At 63.6% G+C, this 19,325-nt stretch carries 15 protein-coding genes; 11 read left to right on the top strand and 4 right to left on the bottom strand.

Annotated features, from left to right (window positions below):
* The first annotated feature begins 308 nt into the window (after positions 1-308).
* The 8 genes from WP12_RS04295 (at position 309) to WP12_RS04250 (ending at position 5,482) form a co-directional block, all read left to right on the top strand.
* On the top strand, positions 309-545 hold the full coding sequence (locus WP12_RS04295; protein WP_046192528.1) for a hypothetical protein: 237 nt from the start codon (positions 309-311) through the stop codon (positions 543-545).
* A gap of 47 nt (positions 546-592) precedes the next feature.
* A complete protein-coding gene (locus tag WP12_RS04290) occupies positions 593-1,021 on the top strand; it encodes a MarR family winged helix-turn-helix transcriptional regulator (protein WP_046192527.1) in 429 nt (142 codons plus the stop codon).
* 183 nt (positions 1,022-1,204) lie between these two features.
* Entirely contained in the window at positions 1,205-1,717 is a 513-nt protein-coding gene (locus WP12_RS04280) for a hypothetical protein (protein WP_152663885.1), read from the top strand.
* Positions 1,718-1,728: 11 nt separating this feature from the next.
* On the top strand, positions 1,729-2,094 hold the full coding sequence (locus WP12_RS04275) for a DUF4168 domain-containing protein (RefSeq protein ID WP_084690953.1): 366 nt from the start codon (positions 1,729-1,731) through the stop codon (positions 2,092-2,094).
* 75 nt (positions 2,095-2,169) lie between these two features.
* Positions 2,170-2,361 (top strand): hypothetical protein, encoded by a 192-nt coding sequence (locus WP12_RS04270; protein ID WP_046192524.1) that lies wholly within the window; start codon positions 2,170-2,172, stop codon positions 2,359-2,361.
* Between the two features lie 126 nt (positions 2,362-2,487).
* On the top strand, positions 2,488-3,561 hold the full coding sequence (locus WP12_RS04265) for a mechanosensitive ion channel domain-containing protein (RefSeq protein ID WP_152663886.1): 1,074 nt from the start codon (positions 2,488-2,490) through the stop codon (positions 3,559-3,561).
* Between the two features lie 511 nt (positions 3,562-4,072).
* Positions 4,073-4,840 (top strand): DUF1134 domain-containing protein, encoded by a 768-nt coding sequence (locus WP12_RS04255; protein WP_052730207.1) that lies wholly within the window; start codon positions 4,073-4,075, stop codon positions 4,838-4,840.
* 162 nt (positions 4,841-5,002) lie between these two features.
* Positions 5,003-5,482, top strand: coding sequence for an MgtC/SapB family protein (locus WP12_RS04250; RefSeq protein ID WP_046192521.1), 480 nt, complete (start codon positions 5,003-5,005; stop codon positions 5,480-5,482).
* Between the two features lie 45 nt (positions 5,483-5,527).
* Here the strand turns inward: WP12_RS04250 and WP12_RS24710 are convergent, their stop codons facing one another.
* Positions 5,528-6,025, bottom strand: a complete 498-nt coding sequence (locus tag WP12_RS24710) for a hypothetical protein (RefSeq protein ID WP_152663884.1) — start codon at positions 6,023-6,025, stop codon at positions 5,528-5,530.
* A gap of 442 nt (positions 6,026-6,467) precedes the next feature.
* Here WP12_RS24710 and WP12_RS04240 point away from each other — a divergent pair, with 442 nt between their 5' ends.
* Both WP12_RS04240 and WP12_RS04235 read left to right on the top strand, forming a co-directional pair.
* The gene (locus WP12_RS04240) at positions 6,468-7,778 is read left to right on the top strand and encodes an SLC13 family permease (RefSeq protein ID WP_046192519.1); all 1,311 of its coding nucleotides are present in this window, start codon (positions 6,468-6,470) and stop codon (positions 7,776-7,778) included.
* A gap of 234 nt (positions 7,779-8,012) precedes the next feature.
* Positions 8,013-9,284 carry a DUF4118 domain-containing protein gene (locus tag WP12_RS04235; protein WP_052730203.1) on the top strand — a complete coding sequence of 424 codons (1,272 nt, stop codon included), beginning with the start codon at positions 8,013-8,015 and terminating at the stop codon, positions 9,282-9,284.
* A gap of 240 nt (positions 9,285-9,524) precedes the next feature.
* Here the strand turns inward: WP12_RS04235 and WP12_RS04230 are convergent, their stop codons facing one another.
* The 3 genes from WP12_RS04230 to WP12_RS04220 form a co-directional block, all read right to left on the bottom strand.
* A complete protein-coding gene (locus WP12_RS04230) occupies positions 9,525-10,463 on the bottom strand; it encodes a serine hydrolase (protein WP_052730206.1) in 939 nt (312 codons plus the stop codon).
* A 560-nt stretch (positions 10,464-11,023) separates the two neighbouring features.
* Complete coding sequence (locus tag WP12_RS04225; protein ID WP_046192517.1) at positions 11,024-15,232, bottom strand: translocation/assembly module TamB domain-containing protein; 4,209 nt, start codon at positions 15,230-15,232, stop codon at positions 11,024-11,026.
* Complete coding sequence (locus WP12_RS04220; protein ID WP_235398950.1) at positions 15,232-17,157, bottom strand: autotransporter assembly complex protein TamA; 1,926 nt, start codon at positions 17,155-17,157, stop codon at positions 15,232-15,234. Before WP12_RS04220 ends, WP12_RS04225 begins: the two co-directional genes overlap by 1 nt.
* Positions 17,158-17,426: 269 nt before the next feature.
* Between WP12_RS04220 and WP12_RS04215 the strand changes: the two genes are divergently transcribed.
* On the top strand, positions 17,427-18,422 hold the full coding sequence (locus WP12_RS04215) for a YihY/virulence factor BrkB family protein (protein WP_235398948.1): 996 nt from the start codon (positions 17,427-17,429) through the stop codon (positions 18,420-18,422).
* The last annotated feature ends 903 nt before the right edge of the window (positions 18,423-19,325 follow it).

The following is a 19,325-nucleotide window of genomic DNA, read 5'->3' as shown; positions in this document are numbered from 1 at the left end:
CGGGTTGCGATATAAATGGCAACGCCTATGCTCAATTCGTTCCGAACAACCGCGCCAGAAGGAGGAGTCTCGCTTATGGTGAGCCGGCCTGTAGGGGATCCATTTCATCCGGAAATCGTCGCGTGCATGCGCGCTGGCCGTAGACCCACCCGCAATCAGCTGCGATCCGTCGCAGCGCGCATCGCGTATGAGGGGCGGCTCCGTGGCCTCTTGCCTGGAGGGCGTCGTGAGCGGTTGAGGCATATTATCCGCGCCGCTCTTCAGGCAACCGGAATGCCCGAATCATCGCCAGATGGGTGGATGAAGCAATGACACTGCGAGTCCTCGTGATGATCGCGGCGGCCGCCGCGGTCCTGCTGTACATCTGGTGGCGCGAGCGTCGGGCGTGCCCGCTCGATAGGGAGCGGCACGACGGTGTGCTTGATGAGGCGGCGACAGCTTATGAGGATATCGCCGAAGATATCCTCTTCAGCGAAGACGACAAGGAAAGGGCTGTCCGCGACCACGCTGCACCAGCGAAACCCGGCCCCAAAGGAGAGACTTGACGCCGAGCCGCTGACATTGTTGATGTGGACCCGTTGGGGAACATCAAGTGGTTGACGACACGGACGAAAATGGGCCTGTAAGCCAGGCCGATTACGAGACGCTTGCGGCTTTCCGCTATGAGCTTCGTCGCTTTCTCAACTTCAGCGCACAGGCGGCGAAGGCGCTTGGCATGACGCCGCACCAGCACCAGAGCTTGTTGGCGATCCGCGCCGCGCCGGACGAAATGCTGACGATCGGCGACCTGGCCGACCAGCTGTTCATCCAGCCGCATACCGCGAGCGAGCTCGCCGAGCGAATGATCGCTCTTGGGTGGCTCGAGCGGAGACCATCACCAGGGGATCGGCGCCGCGTCCCGCTCGGGCTCACGCCCCAGTCGAAGACGATGCTAGGGAAAATGTCAAAAACGCATCGCGGCGAGGCGCTGCGCATGCGCTCCACGCTGACCGATCTGCTCTCGCGGCTTGGCAAGAGCTAGGCAGATCAGATCAGCAGGTGAAGGAGCGACCTGACGCCGATCAAAACTGCTCCGACGATACCCGCGAACAGCGCAAGCCCTGCGAGCAGTTCGATCTTTTCGGACCGAGACATTGCGAATCTCCCGATTTTGCCTATATATCGTATCACGATATAGTTGTCTTGAGAATCAGGAGAGTTACCGTTGAAGAAGCGCCGCTCCATGCTTGCCCTTGCGACCGGTTTCCTCGCGATCACAGCCAGTCAAGCGATCGGCGCTCCGCCGGTGCTAACTCCCGGGATGGCAGTTTCCGATCCGGCTGGCGGGGCGGTTGGGACAATCGAAAGCGTTACCGCCGAGGCCGCGATCGTCGCCACCGGTACGCACAAGGTCGCGCTGCCGCTCACTTCCTTTGCCAAGAACGATAAAGGCGCGGTGATCGGTCTGACCCGGACCGAACTTGATGCCGCGGCTGCCAAGGCTGCCGAGAACGCGGCGGCGGTGCTCCGCGCGCAGATCATCCCCGGGGTCATGATCAGCGGATCGCAGGGCAACGCCCTTGGCACGGTGAAAGCCATCGAGGGTGATCTGGTTGTCGTGGCGTCCGATCATGGTGACGCGCGCTTGCCCATCGCCGCGATTGGGAATGGTCCGAAGGGCTTGATGGTGGGGATGACGGCGGCGGAATTCGAGGCGGCCGTAAAGGGCCCTCAGTAGAGAGCGGTCCTATGCAGCGTCTTCGCACCCGTGTCCTCGCCACGGCAGCATTGCTGTCGCTCGCCCCCGCTGCCGCGTTGGCGGCACCTCCGGCGACCGTCCCTGATAAGGTTTCGCAGCGGGACTTGCGCAATTATGCGAGCGCGCTCGTGAAGGTGCTCGAGATCCGCAGGATCGCCGATCATGCCTGGAAGGCGGCTGGTCCGGCCGAACGCGCGAGCCTGAAAGCGCAGTCGCAACGCGCGATTTACGAGGCGCTGGCGCGCTACAGCTTCACCGAAGCCAGCTTCAACCAGATCAGCGCGGCCGTCGAACGAACGCCTGCGCTGCGAAGACGCGTGCGGGATCTCGTCATGCGCGAGAGCCTCGACTTGTAAACCGCATCCGCCGTTGTGGGCGGATCCATCATAGCCGACAAGCGGGGGCGTCGGCGCCATCACGGGAGAACCGCGATGATCTACCTCGCCGCCATAGTGCTGCTCGCGCTGACCGCAATTCTGATCCGGCTCATTGTTTGGCTGATGGACAGGGGACGTCTTCAACGATCGAAGTTGTTGCTCCTCGTCGTCCTTCTCTCATCCGTGCCAGCAGTCGCGAGTATAGTGCTCCTCTTCACCCGGCATTTGATCCTGCAGCACCCCTGACAGGATTGACCGAGGTCGTGGCCGGCCGCGCGCCAGGTAACGCAATAATTTGAGAGAGACGCGATGATAGAAGACATCGTCCGATCGCTGGGAATCCCCGCGGTTTTTGGTCAATTGCTCACCGGCATGATCGTTATCGGCATCGCCGTGGCGGTCGCTCTGGGCGTGCACGCGATGGCGCTGACCGCGCTGAGGCGCCTCACGAGCCGCACTGCGAGCAAGTCGGATGATGTCGTGTTATCGCGTATTGCGTCCCCGACCCGGTGGATCGCACTCGCTATCGCCCTGAGTTTCAGCCAGCGCAGCCTGCCGCTTGGCAGCTGGGCCGCAGGATTATGGCAACAGGCCGCAGGGTTCATCCTGCCGGGGCTTATCGGATGGCTCGCCATCGCCATCATTCACGCCATGAGCGATATCACCATAGCGAGGAGCGACATCAGCGTAGCGGACAACCTTCAGGCAAGGCGGCGTCGCACGCGTGTGACGATATTGACGCGCATCGCCATCTTCCTGGCGGTGTTCCTGACGATCTGCATGATGCTGCTCAGCATCCCAGGCATCCGCAGCGTCGGCGTGACATTGATGGCTTCTGCGGGCCTTGCAGGCCTTGCGGTCGGCGCAGCCGCGCAGCCCGCCCTGAAGAACCTCATCGCCGGGGTGCAGCTGGCCTTCACCGAGCCGATCCGGATCGATGATGTCGTCATCGTTGAAGGTGAGTGGGGCAGGATCGAGGACATCCGTCTCACCTTCGTGGTCATCCGCATCTGGGATGATCGCCGGCTCGTCGTGCCGGTAAGCAAGTTTCTCGAAGAGAGCTTCCAGAACTGGACGCGGGCATCGTCGCAATTGCTGGGGTCGGTTTTCGTATTCGTCGATCCCGCTACCGATGTGTCGCGCATCCGTGCAGCCGCCAAAGATATTGTTGAAACCAACGACAAATGGGACCGGCGGTTCTGGAATATGCAAGTGACCGACACCAAGCCTGACAGCCTGGAGGTGCGCGTTCTGGTCACCGCCGCCGACGCATCGAAAGCGTTCGATCTGCGCTGCGACGTGCGTGAGGCGCTGATGGCCTTCATCGCGCGCGAGATGCCGGAAGCGATTGTACGCCGGCGATTGAGCGGTCGCGTCGATAGCGACTTGCCTGCCCTGGAACAGACCGACCAGATCTTGCACGGGAAACGGGAACAGGAGTGCTGATATGCCAGCATCGAGGCTCATACTCGCGGTCATTGTCGGCGGCATAAGTTGGGGCTCCGCCCGGGCTCAGTCCTATCGTGAGGAGCTGATCGAGGTCGTTCGCGACCTGAATTCGGATTTCATATGCCCTCGCTTTCTTTCGAGCGACAAGGATCGAGAGCTCGAGATCGGGCAGTTTTCAAAGGCCCTGGCGGACATCGGCGTTAGCTATGATGATGCTGTAGAGATTCGCAGGGCCATCTTGCAGCGACATCATTGCATACCAAGAAATGGGTTCCCGCCCGAGCAGATCTCCAATCCGGAGAGGGCAGGGAGATGGCGTGCCTAACAAGGGCCAAGCTTAAGCCGACTGCACCCGCCCCTGCGATGAATGCCATTTGAGCGCGTTGCGCCTTTCGGCCGTAAGAGGGATATATATCGCAATACGATACAAGAACGCTGCGATCGTCTCGCGGCGCTTCATAAGTTGCGGCCGAGCTTCGCCGACGGCGGCTTCACCGGGAGAAGTGATATGCAGGCGAGACATGCCATGGGGGCCTGGGCGTTGGGGCAGCTTGTCGGAGCGAGCATCGGCTCCGCCCAGATGCGTACGATAGATCCCAATGAAGCCGGCGAAATTGCCGCTTCTTCAGGGACGCAGCAGGACAGCGGATCGCCCATGATGGGTGGGGCATCCGCACCGTCTATTCCGGCACCGCCAACGGCCGATGGAGACGTCGCCGCCGGAATGCCTGAGAGCAGCATAGCGGGCCCCGTGTCGAGCCCCCGGCGGGATGCGGCCGCTGCGGTCGTTGATAACAGCTATGCCGAAGATGATGTGCTCAGCGCGGCCGAGGGGGTCTTTGGCAAAGGGGCGGCGGGGCTGGCGGACATTGTCGAGAAAGTTCTTGCGAAGCAGGGGAGGCCGAATGCCTATATCGCCGGGCGCGAGGCGGGTGGCGCCTTCATCGTCGGCCTGCGCTATGGATCGGGAACGCTCTTCCATAAGATAGAGGGGCAGCAGCCTATTTACTGGACGGGACCGTCCCTGGGTTTCGACATCGGCGCGAACGGCGCGAAGAGCTTTGTGCTGGTGTATAATCTGTACGACACGGCTGATATCTTCGAGCGATATCCGGCTGTGGAGGGCGCGGCTTATGTCGTTGGCGGCTTCACGGCCACCTATTTACGCCGGGGTGACGTGGTACTGGTTCCGATACGCCTCGGGGTCGGATGGCGGCTTGGGGTCAACGTTGGATATCGTACATTTTCGAAGGAATCGCGGACGCTGCCCTTCTAGTGGGATCGCGACCGCCGCCTTGAGAAGCCGGGTTCAGGCTTGGCGCAGCGAGGGTGAGAGCTGAAATATGCACATCTCGCTCGTCCGTCGCTGCACGGAAGGAAAAATTGTCTCAAGGCCATCGGATTTCGAACCACGGCAGGTCCGGATCGTTTGCCTCATATGTATTCCGGGACATTCTCTCCACTTTTGCTGAGCTGGGCGGACGTAGGCGCGCGTCTGGCGGGCGCAATCCTGTTTTCATTCGTGATCGGACTCGAACGATTTGCCCGGCGCAAGCCGGTCGACTTCCGACCCTTTGTCATCGTCTCCGTTGCGGCGTGTGCCTTGATTATCGCGCTTATCGAGGCGAGCGGAGCACTGCGTGACCCCCGGCTCTCGATCGACCCCGGTCGGGTGGTAAGTGGCGTGATGACCGGCATAGGCTTCCTCGGAGCAGGCGCGTTGTTCCGCGAGCGTCACATCGTGCAGGGCGCCGGGTCGGCGGCAGCAATCTGGGCGGCAGGAGCGATCGGGATCGTGTGCGGGTTGGGATTGGTCTGGCTGGGCGCCATTTTATCCCTGGTCATCCTCCTATTATTTCTCGTCGGTCGCCGCTTCACCGAGCGATATGATGCCCGGGTCGGCAATGATGACGACTGAGCCGTTTCCATGTGGTGCTTCAGTCAGGCGCGTTGGATGCCTTCCCTAGCGGATGGGCCAGTTGGCGAGTAGCTCGTCAGTCGCAGGATTCTCGATCCGGATTTCGTCGATGCGAGTGCTGATCACGCAGATTGGTCGCTGCTCCACGCCTGCGGGTTGAATACAGCGGACGGGACCATAGTCCCGGTCAACACGGCCCGTGATCCGGAGCCGAAAGCCCAGAGACGCGTCAAATGCATCGGGCGATACCCGTTTGACAATTTCAAACGGCCTGCCGTCGCGCGACAATCCACCGCTGGTGTCGGCCGTGAACTGCGCGATGGCCAGCGTCTGCCCCGGCAGGGTCACAGGCTCGGTACCTGATGGACTGGCCTGGACCACCGAAGAAGGGCATCGCTCGTTCGACGTCCAGGGCCTGGCAATCCAGAACCCGTCGGCCCGAAGCCCCTTTGCAGCCTCGAAGTCCCAGTCTTCGCCATTCCACGCAACGGGCGTCACCGAAATACGAAGGGCCTTGGTTGTCTCGTCGTAGCGCCATCGCATCGGTTGGGTGCTACCTTCCTCCGATGGACCGGCGCAGCCGAAAGGTAGCAACAGCTCGAATCGGCGGCCAGCTGCACTTGTCACGTTAGGCGGTAGGGGATTCCCAGATGCACGCGCGTCGGCTGCCTCCTGCGCCAATGCTATGAGATCGGCCCTCTGCAGCGGCTTGGGCGCCTCGACCCGGACCGGCATCGGGGGTTGCGGCGCGGGTGCCGGAACCACCTGTTCGACGCGCGGAGCCGACGCGCGGCCCAGGAAGAACCCTGCACCGCCCACGCCGAGTACGGCCACTAGCCCAGCCGCGATGGCGAGCCGGCTTGTCCTGATGCTGGGTTCGCGCATGAGGGATAGATAGCAAGATCGAGCACATCCTCCAGTATAAAAGGCGAAATATCTTCTAGAGCGTTGACACTTCGGCGATAGCAGCCGACCCAGCTTGGGCATGACGGCCGACCAGATCCTCACCTTGGTTGTTCTTGCCGCGGTTGTCGCCGCGCTGGTCTGGGATAAGATCCGCGCCGATGTCGTGGCGCTCACGGGTGCTGCCGTGCTGTTGATGACAGGCGTCGTGCGCCCCGTAGATGTCCAGGGAGCGTTCGCAAGCCCCGCCATCATCGCCTTGGCATCGCTTTTCGTCATTGCCTACGCCTTGGAGCTCTCAGGTCTGCTCGATCGTGCCATCGCCGCAGCGGTCACGATGTGTCGCCGTTTCGGCGCCATCGGGATCTGGATGCTGCTGGCAATGATCGGATCGGTGTCCTGCTTCCTCAATTCGACGCCGATCGTGGTGCTCGGCGCCCCGGTGGTACGCGACGTAGCCAAGACGTTGAAGCTCTCGCCGAGGCGATTCCTGATCCCCTTGTCCTACGTCACGATCCTGACCGGCTGCTGCACATTGATCGGCACCTCGACCAATCTCCTCGTCGACGACATGGCGAGTGTTTCGGGGCAGCCCCGGTTTGGGATGTTCGAGGTCACGCCGGTCGGTGTGCCCATGGCGATAGCCGGGGGCATCTATCTTTTCCTTGTCAGCGGCAGGCTTCTCGGGGGACGGCACGAGGACGAGATGCCGGAAGGTGACATAGCGTCGATCGAGCCGCTTCAGATTCACAGTGCCCAGGTGGGAGACGCCAGCGTTTTCGCCGAGAAGCGGCCGCTCGTCTGGCGTAAGGCGATCATTGCTCTGGCGACCTTCCTCGGTGCCGTGGCGCTCGCCACAATGGGGGTTGCGCCCATCGCGGCGACGGCATTCGCCGGTGCGGTATTGCTGATATTGTTGCGCGTGATCAGTGCCGATGAGGCTTATAGCGGGCTCAAGCCCGAAATCCTGATCCTCATTGCCGGCATGGTCGTTATCGGGATCGCCATGGACGAAAGCGGGCTTGCCGCGAGCGCTTCCAAGTTCTTGATCGCCAGCGTCAACGGGTTGAGCCCGATGGCAGCCCTGGCCGTGCTGTACGTCTTGACGATGGTGCTGACGGAACTGCTTTCCAATGCAACGGTCGCTGTGCTTATGACGCCGGTGGCCGTCGCGCTTGCCGAGAGTTTGGGGGTTAGCCCGCGCCCTTTTCTGGTGGCCGTGATGATGGCGGCGAGCGCCGCCTTTGCTACCCCCTTTGGCTACCAGACCAATGTGATCGTTTACCAGATGGGCGGGTATCGCTACATGGACTTCGTGCGGATCGGATTACCCTTGAACCTCATCACCTTCGCGGTCGCGATCATAGCAATTGGTTACGCCTTTCCATTTTAAGCAGCGCCTGATCGCGCGTTCGCAGCTGCACCCCGTCCACTACGCCGACACTCCGAGCAGGGCGGACGCGGGCCACTCGGATGCACGTGGCAGCGCGAACGCGGCTCTCGAAGGCGTCAAGCCTCTTCGATATAACGGCTTCGTCGTCCGCTGCGGTAACCTGCGCTATTTCAAGGATTGCCTAATCGAGGGCGTCGGGATGGTCCTCGGAGGGCGGCGGCGATATGCTGTGGCATGGTCCATGTGACATCTTCCGCTGCCACGACTTCGAACGTGAGGAGTTTAGCTTCTGATCTCCCGCAACAGGTCGCAGTCGCCATTGGCGGCTCGGGCGACGCCGAAAAGCTGGTTCGCTCAGCGCACGAACTGGCCCAGGCGCTCGGATCGACCTGGGAGGCAGTGCATGTGGAAACCCCAGGTGAGGAGCGCGACCCCGCTGCGGCAGGCAAGATTGCGGATGCAATGCGGTTGGCAGCGGGACTGGGCGCTTCGATTGCCGCTGTCCCTGCAGCCACGGTGCTCGATGGTCTGAGCGCCTATCTCGAGAACTCACCCATCAAGCATCTGGTGTTGGGAAAATTAGCGCCCCGGCCCCCGCTTCCCTGGAGCAAGTCCAATTTCGACGCACTCGCGGCCCGCAACGACGTAGCGCTGCACATCTACCCCGCGGGAGCCGTCGAGCGCGAGATCAGGGTATCAGCGAGGCTTAGCTCGTCATTGATATTCGCTCCCCCCGTGAGCTTCGCCTATGCCGCGCTCGCGGTCGCGCTCACTCTCGTGCTGGCTGAGGGGTTGCAGCTCTTCATCAATACCCGATCGCTCGATCTGCTCTTCTTGTTTCCGGTGATTGCCATCGCGGCGCGCTGGGGTGTCGGCCCGGGGCTGTTCGCAGCCGTCCTGTCCGTGATCTGTTATAATTTCTTTCTTCTGGCCCCTGCGTTCGACTTCGATCTTCGCGCGCCTCAAAACATCATCATGGCACTCGTACTGGCCGGCGTAACAATCTACACCGGCATGCTGACGCACCGTCTGCGCAGCCGGCTGATCCTGAGTGATCGCAGCGCCCGCGAAAACGCCAGCATCGCATCACTGGCGCAACGGCTGGCCAGCGATTGCACATGGACGGATACGGCGACCACCCTTTGCGAACATGTCGAAAGCCTGCTCAAGGTGCATGCGGCCGTGTTCCGCGAGATCGGCGGAGCGCTCGAGGTGGCGGCTGCCAGACCTTCTGAACCCCAACTTGGCCCCGTGGATCAGGCGGCGCTGGACTGGGCCTGGCGGAATGGCGCTGAAACGGGGGCGGGAACCGATATACTCTCCTCCGCGAACTGGCAATTTCAGCCTCTCAGGACATCCTTGGGAATGCTGGCCATATTGGGGATCGCCCGCGATGATGGGCGTGATCCCATCGGGCCTCACCAGCGCATGCTGCTTTCCACGCTGGTCGCTCAAGCTGCTCTGGCTCATGAGAGGCTGAGGCTTGAGGATGACATGAGGAGTTAATCGGCTGAGTTGATCAAGGTGGAGCTTCATTCCCCTGCACGGTAAATGCCTGATGGCTACCCTGCAGGGTGCGCCGAACCGGGTTCGTGGTTCCGGCAATAGTTGGACCCATCGCCAATTGCTTCTGCGTCGACAGGCTGGTGAACCAAGAGCGATCCGCCTGGCCGACCGCCCAGTAGGTCGCCAATACGGTCAAGCCGTAGGCTTGCCTCCAAGGCGCAGCGAGGACGTCGTGATGTGCTAACCAGGCTGCTCGGACCGGATGACGGCGCGTGTGAGGTCGCCCATGAGGCGCATGCGCACCGGTATCGGTTGATGTGTGCTCGCAATCATCACGGCCACGGCGTATCTGCGGCCGGAAGGTGATACGAGAATTCCGACATCATTATAGCCGGTCGCCAGTCGTCCCAGATCCTGGCCGGTCCCCGTCTTGTGCGCGAGCGTCCAGCCCGGCTGCAGCCCGGAGCGAAGTCGCAGCGGCCCGGTCTTGCTCGCGCGCATCAGCGCGAGCAATCGCGCCGTGGAAGAGGGATTGAGCAATTTACCCTTCGCAAGCATCGCCAGGCCCAAGGTGACGCCATTTGGGGATGCGCCGTCATAGGGTGCCGCGAGATAACGTTTCATCGCCTCGTCGCGCTCCTCATACCGCATCGCGGCGCGCGCCTTCAGAAATCCCCAGCCGCCAGCCCAGTCCTCCTTCCAACGCAATCCGGCGATCTTCGCCTGAAGCTCACGCTCGCCGGGGCCAAAGCCTACGCCCGTGATGCCGGTGCGCGACAACATCTCACGGACGGTGCGGGGGCCGCCGATCTTCCAGAGAAGGACATCGTTCGCGCTGTTGGCGCTGCGGGTCATCGCCAGCTCGAGCAATTTGCCGATCGTCGTCCGATAGCCGTTCGCGGTCACGAGCGGCCGCAACGGCTGGTGGAAGACGGTGAGATCGGACCGGCGAACCGTGATCGGATCCGCTGATGATAGCCTGCCTTGCTCGAGCTGCTGCATCGTCGCGACGCCAACCCAAAGCTTGCTCACGCTCTGCTGTGGCAGGTTGGCATCGCCGGCAAAGGCCACCGTCCAGCCAGCATCGATCTCGCGCACGGAAATGCCGATGCGGCCTTGGAAGGTCGAGCCGAGGCGCTGGACGGCATTGAGAAGATCGGCTTTTGGTTCATGTTGCATCGGCGGCGCAGCGACTTTTGCGACAACAGCAACAGGCGTCTTCTGCGGCGTCGCCTTTTGCGTCTGCAAGGTCACCCGCGGCGCCGGCGCCGTCCCTACGCAGCCGGCAAGTAGCCCTGACATCGCCAACGGCGCGACGAGCAGCTTCCTGTAAGTTCCGTTCGGCCATGGCCGTCCCCGTGCGTTGCTATCCGCATCCGGACAAGCTCCTGACATTCCGCATCCTGGGCCAGCCGTGGCGGCGGTTGTGGCACTGCACACCCTTGTTCGTCCCTTGCATTTCGTATTATGTCGTATTGCGATATAATACGAAATGCTCGAGGGCGGGGCAAGCACGGATCGATGCTCGTCACATGCATTCGGCCGAAAAGGGGGGGGCGGCCGGCATAAGATCGGCGACGAACTCAAAGAGTACAGCGGAGGGTATGATGTTTTCGGTGACTATCGGACCATATGGCTTTGAGCGTAGCCGTGTCGCTGCTCGTCGCGGGCGCGGCAACACGTAAGCAGACACCAGGTTGATGCCTGCAGTGCAGGCATCAAAAAGTAGCGATCACTGGTCAATAATCCTTCGAATAACGCAGGCTGACGTTCGAGCCGCCAAACGAGCCAGTCTGGCTGAGGATGCTTAGCGCCTTGGATATCGCGACCTCGATCTGGGTCGCAGTGAACCCGCGCGCATCGGTGATGATCTCCACATAAATGTCGTTCGAGATATACTGGCCCGCGGCGAGCGCGGTACCGCGCCCCGCGGTCTTGTCCGCGCCCAGCACGCGCAGCCGATCGATGCCCGAAGCCGACCGCAGCTTGCCGAGCGGGTTGAGACCGCCGCCCGATCCCCGCAGCGAATTGAGTGCGGCCGCCAACTGGATCGCCTGGGTTGGCGACAGCGAGGTTACCGAACTTCCAAACAGCAGCCGGGACAGAACCTCGTCCTGCGGCAGCGTCGGAGTCGAGGTGAAGGTGACCTGTGGATTGAGCGCATGGCCGCCGATGTTGATCGTCGCGGTCACGCCCTCGACACTCGTGTCGGCGGAGAGATCGAGCTGCGGATCGTTGACCGGTTCACCCTCGAAGCGGACCTCGCCATCCTCGGCAAGGTCGAAGCGCCGCCCGGCGAAACTGTAGGTGCCGCGCACGACCGACAATCTCCCGGTGATACGCGGATCGCTGGCGCTACCGCGCACCCGCAGATCAGTTGCCCATTCGGCTTCGAGACCCATGCCGCTCACGAAGATCTTGTTGTCGGCGCGGATCCGGATATCGAGCTTCCACAGGCTCGGAAGACCGCCGGCATCAGCCGCGCCGGTCTTGGGCGGCTGATCGGTGCGGCGGCGGATGCCGGTCAGTTCGGGAACTTCGGCAGCGCCCTGGCGGATGATCTGGTACCGCGCCTCGGGGATGGTAAGCTCGCCCTTGATCAGGGCCCCGCTCGCCTTGCTGTTGGTGATCGCTATCGACCCGGAAACGGTGGCGCCCAAGGCATCGCTGCGCGCTAGCTGTGCGCGGCGCAACTCGGCCTTGAGATCGATCGGGAAGCCGCGCGCCCCATCGAGGCCGATGGTGCCGCTGGCGCTGATCGTCCCGCTACCAGCCTTGCCCGTGAGCGATGTGATCTGAAGCGATGACTGGGTAAAGCGGCCATCGACCGCAATGCCCGAAATGACGGTGCCATACGTCTCGTTCTCGTAGCGCAGCGCATTCGCGCGCACCACGCCGTTCAGCGTCGGGGTGTCGAGCCGGCCGCCAAAATCGGCGCCGAGCGCGACCGAACCGCTTACCGTCTGACCGGCGATCCCGGTCAGCGTCCACAATATGTCGGCCGGGCCATTATAGCGGATGCCGCCCGACAATGGCGCGTCGAACAGCCGCTCTGGGAGTGTGGCGCCGGGACCAAGGGGCGCGAGCCGGGCCTGGAGCCGCCCGACGATGCCGCCGCCGCGGCGGATCAAGGCCCGGATATCGCCGCCGCCGGCATCGAGCGTGCCAAGCATTGCGATATCGACCGGTGCCGAGACGACATAGGCGGCCGTACGGGTGAAGCGCGCGATATCGAGGCGGGCCCGTGCCGTCGGAACCGCAGCGCCCGCGGCCAGGCTGTAGTCGATTGTCCCGGTCGCCTGGCCCCCGAGGCCGAGGCCGGGCAGGAAGGCCTGCGCCACTGATACATCCATGTCGGACAGGCGCGCGTGAAGCGTGGTGGCGGCACCGTAGATCCCGCTCAGTTCGACCTTGCCCTGCGGCACGACGACGGTGACGGGCTGCAGCGTCCAGTTCGCCCCGGCTTTGGTCGCGATAGCGGGCGCAGCGAGCGAGAAGGCGACGCCGTTGGCGCGGCCCTTCGCATTGGCGACGATGCGGGTGGGAGCAAGCGCCGCCTGCAGCTGGACATCGAAAGGCACGCCGCTGCGGCCATTGGCGACGAGCGCGACATTGCCCTGGCCGCCGGCATAGGTGATGCGGCCTTGCGCCCGGCCCAGCATCGTTTCGCCCTGGCGGACGTCCTGCAGCGCGAAGCGGCCGGTGATCGATGGTCCCTTGTCTGCAAGGATCGCGCTCGCGCTCGCGCTGCCAGACCCGATAGTGATCGGGATATCGCCGGCGATGCGGGCGGCATTGGCGGTGAGGGCGAGATCGACGCGTTGGTCGGCTCCGGCGGCGGCAAGGCGAACCGTACCGTTCAGTCCCGATCCCGCCAATGTCAGTGTGCCGGCAAGCGGCCCGCTCGGTGCCTGGACCAGTCTGCCCTGGAGATCGACTCCGGCGAAGCTCACCCTGTTGACCTCGATCGCGAGCGGCCCGCGCCCGCTGCGCACGAGCAGGTCGGCGCGCAGCGGGCCATAGGCCGACTGGGCGGTCGCGCGTACCGCATAGCCGGCCGGAACGCCGCGCAGCTGGGCGTTCAGATCGCGCAGATCGACCCCAAGGCCGGGCCGCGCCGCCTTCAACCGAACGAGCGGGCGTTCGAGCGTCCCCGACGCCGTGACGGTCAGCGGACCATAGAGCTTCGACATCGCCTGCGCGGTGAAGGCGATCCGACCAGTGTCGATATTGTAGCGACCGCCGCCGCTGGTGATCGTGAAGGCGGGCGCGGTCATCCGGAGGCCGGTCAGCGACGCCGTGCCATTCTCATCGAAGCCGAAGCGCGCGGTGGTCACCGCATTGCCCCCGAGCGTGTCGCGCAGGGTGGCGTTGTCGAGGGTGCGCGTCGCAAGGCGGAACACGCCCTGGATGCCGAAGCCGCCCCTGGCGCCCGGCACGAGCTTAGCGTCTGTGACCAAGCTGATCCGGCCGAGCCCGTCGATGCGGTAATCGTTGACCCGGCCCTTGATCGCGCCGGTGTAGCGGCCCTCGGCCGGATCGACGAGGACGATCGCGGTTGCGTCGATTTGAGAAGATCGAAGCTTGAGATTGTCCGACAGCAGCCGCCCGTTCGACCAGGCAATGTCGCCATTGACCGCGAGATTGGTGAGCAGGCCGCCGGCGGCAGCGTTGAGCCCCGTCACCCGACGGGCGGTAGCATGTACGGGGATGCGGATGCGGTTGGCATCGATGGTGGCGCGCCCCTCGGCGCTCAGACCCTCGATACCCATCGCTCCAAAGCCGATCGACGTCGCCGACAGCCTATAGGCGATCGCGGGCGTTGCGAAGGATCCATCGATCGTCGCGGTCAAGGCGACGTCGCGCCCCCGGACATTCTCGGCAATCGCGCCCGGTGTCAGCAGGCGCGCCGATATTTTGAGACCACCGAAACGATTCTGGCCGAGATCGATCAGCCCCGTGCCTTCGACCGCGACGGCACTCGACCGCGCGGCGATGCGCAGATCGGCACGCCGCTCGCTGAGCGCCGCGAAGAGATCCAGCGACAGCTTGGGCGCGGTCAGTCGCTCGACGGGGCCGGTCACGATCGCGCCGGGCATGGCGTCGCCTTTCAGCGCGAAGCGTCCGTTGCGTGCGGTGAGCCTGAGATCGGCGAGCGCGGCATCGCCGGCGCGGCCGGTCAGCGCGCCGTTCCACGCCTGCCAGTCGCCGCGGCCTTTGAGGGTGAGCGCCACCGGCGTGCCGAGTTGCGTATAGCGCTCGACGAGCCCGCCGCGCGGCGCGCTCAGTGCGGCATCGATCAGGAGCCGGTTGACCGCCGGGACGGCATCGAGCCGCACCGTCAGGCTGTCGCCTCCGTTCACCCCGGGGCTCGTGAGCGTGCGTGCTTGGAGGTCGAGCCGGGCGCGGCCGTCGGCGATGTCGGCCGAGCCGACCAATCGCGCGATATGGCGGCTGCCAGTGATCGCTGGCGCGATGACGATCCTGTCGATGTTCAGCCGTCCCAGGGCTATGTCGATATCGGGCAGGAGCGGTGCGTCAGGATCCGAGGGCACGGGCTTTAGAACTGGCAGCCGTAACAGCCGGACCAAGGGCGAAGAGAGTTCGCGAACATCTATCTTGCTCTGGCGCAGATAGGCGAAGGGCCGCCAGTCGATCGTGACCGCGCCCGCGGACGCGAACACGCCTTGGGTGTCGAAAACGCGAATATTGTGGAGCGTCATCCGGCCATAGAGCGAGCCATCGATCCGTCCGACATCGACAGCCAGGCCGGATTCGGTAGCAAAAGGAAGGAACTGGCTGGCGACGAAGCGCCGTCCGGGGCCGCTGTTGATGGCGATGAGGAGTGCGGCCGCCAGCACGGCCAGCACTGCGAGCGCGATCCCGACCCACTTTGCGATTACCTGCCAGCGCGGGTGCGGCATGGCAGGCGCGTCATGCTGGGCCATCAGAACGCCTGACCGATCGAGATATACAGCGCGATCTTTGATTCGCCGGGTTGCCGGTTGATCGGCGTCGCAACATCGATCCGAAATGGACCAAAATTGGTGTAGTAGCGCACGCCGATCCCCGCACCATAGCGCATGTTCTTGATCGACGGTGTGGAGGCTTCGCCGACCCGCCCTGCGTCGAAGAAGGGGACGATGCCATAATCGCCAAAACGATAACGCGCCTCGAGCGCGAATTCGGTCAGCGACCGGCCACCGATCGGCTTGTTGTCGATATCCTTGGGGCCCAGCTGCTGATAGCCGAAGCCACGCACCGATCCACCGCCGCCGGCGTAGAGGCGCCGCGAGGGCGCGATGTCATCGCGCGCGGCCCCCATGATCGAGCCCACCCGCGCGCGGCCGGCCAAGGTCAGCGCGTCGCTGATCGGATAATAGGCGCTGCCTTCGAACAACAGACGCGCATAGCCGTCGAAGCCGCCTCCCGAACGTTTCTGTGCCTCAGGGCTGAGCCGCCCCGACAGCCGGAAACCCTTGGTCGGATCGAGCTGGCTGTTCGATCGATCATAGCCGAGCTGAAGTGGGAGTGCCGCGATGAAGTAGGTGTTGCGATCACGATCGAGCGTCGCCGCCTCGAAAGGTGTCTCGCGGGTCGCGATCAGCTCACCACCGATGCTCCAGGTCCAGCGCTTCTGAAAAATCGGGGTGCTCTGGCGCGAAAGGCTGCCCGACAAGGTAACCGTCTGGGCATTATAGGCGTCGAAATCCTGCCGTGCGACCGAGGCACCGAGCGCGAAGGTGCGATCGCGCTGGCCGGCGTTCGACCGGCGGAAGGTCGTGCCTAGACTTTGTTGCAAGGTGCCCGCCACCGCTTCGACGCTGAGCGCTCCTTCGGGCGGGAACATGTTGCGGTGGGTCCAGGACCCGGTGAGCTTGATGCCTTCGCCGGTGCCATAGCCGGCGCTTGCGGCCAGCTGGCGGGCGGGGCCCTTTGTCTGGTGGACCAGCACATCGACGATCTCGGTCCCGTCCGCGGCCGTCCGGCCGGTCTTCACCGGCTCGATTGCGTTGGTGCCAAGCAGGCTGGTCGCGATCAGCGCCTGGCGCAGGTCGTCGACCTGTCGGCTGTCATAAAGTTCACCTGCGTCGAAGCGGCTGATCACGGTCAGATGCTCGGGGGTGAAGACGGGGTCTCCCTCGGTCCGGATCACGCCGAAGCTCGACTTGGGACCCGAACTGATCGGCAGCGTATAATCGCCATGATGGTCGCGATCGTCGAGCAGGATGTCCCGCTGACCCACCTCGACAAAGGGGTAGCCGGCTTGGGGCAGCCGCAGCGAAATGGCGGCTTCGGCGCTCTGCACGTCCGCCGCGACGATCGGATCGCCGGTCTCGAGCTTCATCGCCTTGCGGGCCAGCGCGGTCGGTTCGGGCAGAGCACCGGTGATGGCGATCTTGCCAAGCCGGTAGCGCGGCCCCGGCGTCGCGCTGAGCTCGACCGTAAGGCTGTTGGTCGCGTTGGGCAGCGTGTCGATCGCGACGGTGGCGATCCCGTCATAATAGCCTTGGCTGTGCATCAGCCGCTCGGCCAGCTGCACATCTTCATCGGCGCGCGCGGAGACTTGAGCCGCGTTGGCGGCGCGTCTGCCGTCCTGCAGCAAGGCGGAAAGATCGCGAAATTCGTCTTCGAGGTCGACCGACTTCAGGCCTCTGACCGCCAAGGTGTAACGGATCTCGGGCGCCCCATCCGGCGCGATGTCGATCTCGGGCGGAGGCTTGGCGTCGAACGTCGCGATGGGGGCGAGTGGGGATGTCAAAGCCGGATCGGATGGCAGGTCGACCGAGGAGGTCGCCGCCTCCTCGCCCGTCAGAGGCCGGGGCGGGGCCTCTGGCGCGCGCGGGGGCAGCGTCGGCGACAGCGGCGGCAAGCTTTGCTCGAAGTCTGGGTCGCTGAGCAGTGCATCATCCGACGCGCTTTGAGCATGCGCCCCGGTCGCCAAAATGAGGCCCAAAGTCCAAACCGCGCAGACTGACGATGATCGCAAAGAAGCCCCGCTCATTACCGGGCGAAGGCTCGTGCCGATCGCCGATATTATCCCTCTATCTCCAAGAGCCGAACCACGCTCAAGTTCCCCCGCCCAAGAAATTCTCACGACTTTTGAACGGGTCACGCGTTCGGCACGGCAGGAGCGAAGCCATGGGCATGACGCAACATCAGATCGACCTCGGCGCCATCGCCGAAAGTCCGCGGCAGCTGGGTTGGCCGGCTTGGCGGGCCATTCTCGGCCGGGTCTGGGTGAACAGCGGCCGGCACAATATCGGGCTGATGGCGGGCGGGGTGGCCTTCTACGTCTTTCTGTCGTTCGTTCCACTGCTCGGGGCGCTGGTGATGACCTATGGCCTCATCGCCGATCCTGCGATCGTCGCCCGACATATGCGCATGATCATCGACCTCGTGCCCGCCGATGCGGCAAAGCTGATCTACGATCAGTTGATCTCGCTCACGACGACAGCGGCCGACAAGAAGGGGCTTGGCCTGATCGTCGCGCTGATCGTGTCGATTTTTGGCGCGAGCCGGGCGTCGGGCGGCATGATGAGCGCGCTCAACGTCATCTATGATCAGGAAGACCGCAGGGGCATCCTGCGTGGTGCAGGGGTGTCCGCTGTGCTGGCGGTAGGCGCGATCCTGGTCGGGATCGCCGGCGTGCTGGCGGCCTCGGTGCTCGGCTTCGTGCAGGAACTGCTCAGTGGCATCGGACCATTCGCGGCGACATTGGTGCGGGTTGTGACGTGGGTCGTCGCCGGCCTGCTCGCTAGCGTGACGATCGGGGCGACCTATCGCTTCGCGCCTTACCGCGCCGACGCCCGCTGGCAGTGGCTGAGCATCGGCGCCGTCATGGCAACGGTGCTGTGGCTGCTGGCGACCCTGGGCTTCGGTTTTTACGCATCGCACTTCGCCGGCTATGACGCGACCTATGGCTCGCTGAGCGCGATCGTAGTGCTGATGATGTGGCTGTACGTGTCGGCCTACGCCGTCTTGATCGGCGGTTTGATCAATGCTGAGGCCGAACGCCAGACGTCGGTCGATACCACCACCGGTCAACCCCAGGCGATGGGGGGCAGAGGCGCGACCGTCGCCGATATGAGCGCGGCGCTTCAAGACGCTCCGCACGCGGGGCATCTCTCGGATTGAGCTGTGCGCCAGGCGCGGTAGCCGCCGATGGTCAGTAGCGCGAGCCCCAGGAGCGGCCTATCCCGGCGCACCGCAAGGGCGACCCCTGTTGTCAGCAACATGGCGTCGACCGGGCCGACAGCGGTCATTCCCAGGCGTTTGTGAACGAAGCGCGGGAAAAGGCCGGTGGCGAGGGTGCGGATCACGGTAATCTCCCGGTCGTCTAGAATTAGTTCGGCTTTGCGGCTCGCTGTATAGGGAAACGCAGCGGCACGTCTTGACATGGGTTGCCTGCAGCCTTGCGACTTCAGACATCATCGCGAGCCCAGTCCCACCACGCTCACCCCATTCGGCCACTCCGAAACCAGCGCCGCACCGTCGGCATTCGCGTAAGGTCGCATTCACAGTTCCGGCATTGGCTATGTTCAACTCCATTGGGATCAACCCGAACCTCGCGGACAGGGCTATGGCGACCATGCCGGCAGGCTCTCAGGCTCGCCTGCACATCTATGGGCCGACGACATGGCGGCTGCGCCGATGTCTCATCCTTTGAGTTTCTCATGGCCTTCCATGCTGGTTTTGCGCCGGCACCCTCGAGATTTTCATCGAGAACCCGCCAATGACTGAGCGGTGTCACGGCAAAGCGAGCCTGCAGCCTGCGATCGCTCGCCAGATTTCAGAACGCAATATATATCGTATCACGATATATATTGCAAGATGTGGTCTTCATGAGCGGCGTATGTGTTTGGCCTCTGAGCGCTATGGCTGGCACATATCCGTGTATCGACGCGCCGATGGTGCGGCGCCCACGAAATACCGCGATTACATCGTGGAACGATATAAATGCTGAACCTCACAGCCGTTGAGGTGTTGGGGCCGCAGGGTCTGGACGGCCTCCCCAGGCGAGGCGTTGCCAATCGCCCT

The organism is Sphingomonas sp. SRS2 (assembly GCF_000971055.1).
GTDB lineage: Bacteria > Pseudomonadota > Alphaproteobacteria > Sphingomonadales > Sphingomonadaceae > Rhizorhabdus.
Note: the sequence above shows the minus strand (reverse complement) of the source record. Positions and strands in the feature narration are given on the sequence as shown.